The sequence below is a fragment of the Alicyclobacillus kakegawensis NBRC 103104 genome, from assembly GCF_001552655.1.
Classification (GTDB): domain Bacteria; phylum Bacillota; class Bacilli; order Alicyclobacillales; family Alicyclobacillaceae; genus Alicyclobacillus_G; species Alicyclobacillus_G kakegawensis.
Map to the genome: position 1 here is coordinate 1 of NZ_BCRP01000057.1, position 1,521 is coordinate 1,521.

The following is a 1,521-nucleotide window of genomic DNA, read 5'->3' on the forward strand; positions in this document are numbered from 1 at the left end:
TAACTCAACTTTCGCAGAGCAGAAAGCTGTGTGAACGCTGGAGCGGTAACGTATTATCGCGGTTCTGAAGTAGGTATTGACAATATAAAAGCACCCATCCGTTTGGTATAGTGAATTTGAGAGAAAACACTACCAATCGGAAGAGGTGCTTGCCTTCATGATAGGGCATCAAGTGGAAAACAATCAATTGCCAATTGAAATTCGACCCGCTTTTCGGGAACTGAGTGTCCTCAGACATTTGCGTAAAGCTGGGATTACCAAGAAATTCGGATTTACATGTGCCTACCTGTTCCAAGTCGTCTTCGTCCTGATTTTTCATCATCGAAACTGGTTTCAACTTCTGGAAAGCACCAAGGGAGACTCGTTTCCCGGTAAGGATGCTGTGTATCGTTTTTTGAATCACACCGGGTTTGCGTGGCGGCGGTTCTTGCTATCCCTCAGTTCGGAGACCGTGAACAAGACAGCTGTTTTGACATCCAACAATCGGGTCAGTGTATTTATTGTCGATGATTCGGCATATGAACGAGACCGAAGCAAAGCCGTGGAGCTATTGGCTCGGCTTTGGGATCATGCACAAAATCGCTATTACAAAGGGTTTCGTATGCTGACACTGGGGTGGTCAGACGGTCATACATTTATTCCGGTAGACTTTTCACTACTGAGTTCATTGAAATCACAAATCAATGGCATGTTTGAGTCGATTGACAAACGAACACATGGATATAAGCGGAGAATGGAAGCGCTTCGTCCCGCACCGGAATTGATTCCTGCCATGATTGATCGCGCCTTGGCTGCAGGCATGACCGCCTCGTATGTTTTGATGGATAGCTGGTTTACGCACGCTCCGCTCATTCAGTCCATCCTGGACAAGGGGCTTGATGTCATTGGCATGGTCAAGGCCGACAACAAACGCTATCTGGTGAATGGGCGACGGTTGTCCCTACAGGAACTGTACTACGCTGCGACGCCCGTGCAGAGCATGAAAAAGTGCATCCTGCGTTCCATACATACACAGGTAGGTACAACCAGGATTCCCGTGGTCATGGTTTTCGTTCGTCACCGCACCAACAAGAAAGAATGGCTGGCTATCCTATCCACGGACACGACTCTGACGGTCGAGGAGATCATACAGATTTACGGTATCCGATGGAACATTGAAGTCTTCTTCAAATGCACCAAGTCGTTACTGCGTCTACAAAAAGAGTTTCAAGGGCGTTCCTATGACATGCTCATTAGCCATACGACGATTGTCTTTTCACGGTACATCCTACTGGCTTGGCAGCACCGCCAAAGCACGGATGACCGCACACTGGGGAATCTATTTCTCATGCTGTGTGACGAAGTGAGCGAACTGGATTGGGCAGTTGCATTGAGTCAATTGGTTGAACTTCTGAATGCTATTTCAAAAAAGGCGAACAAACGACTCTCAAAACTGATCCGCAGTCAATTACAGCAATGGATCGATGGTCTACCCAGCTATATCAAGGCGTACCTCCCTATTTTGGTCTGCGAAAGTTGAGT

Annotated in this window: 1 protein-coding gene; it reads left to right on the forward strand. The window is 47.3% G+C overall.

Features of this window, described 5'->3' with window-relative positions:
* Positions 1-157: 157 nt before the first annotated feature.
* Entirely contained in the window at positions 158-1,519 is a 1,362-nt protein-coding gene (locus AK2_RS16195; protein ID WP_067937138.1) for an IS4 family transposase, read from the forward strand.
* Positions 1,520-1,521 lie beyond the last annotated feature (2 nt).

Bases quoted from the DNA above. Each gene is read 5' to 3' on its own strand.
- AK2_RS16195 (WP_067937138.1), top strand. From the start codon at position 158: ATGATAGGGCATCAAGTGGAAAACAATCAATTGCCAATTGAAATTCGA.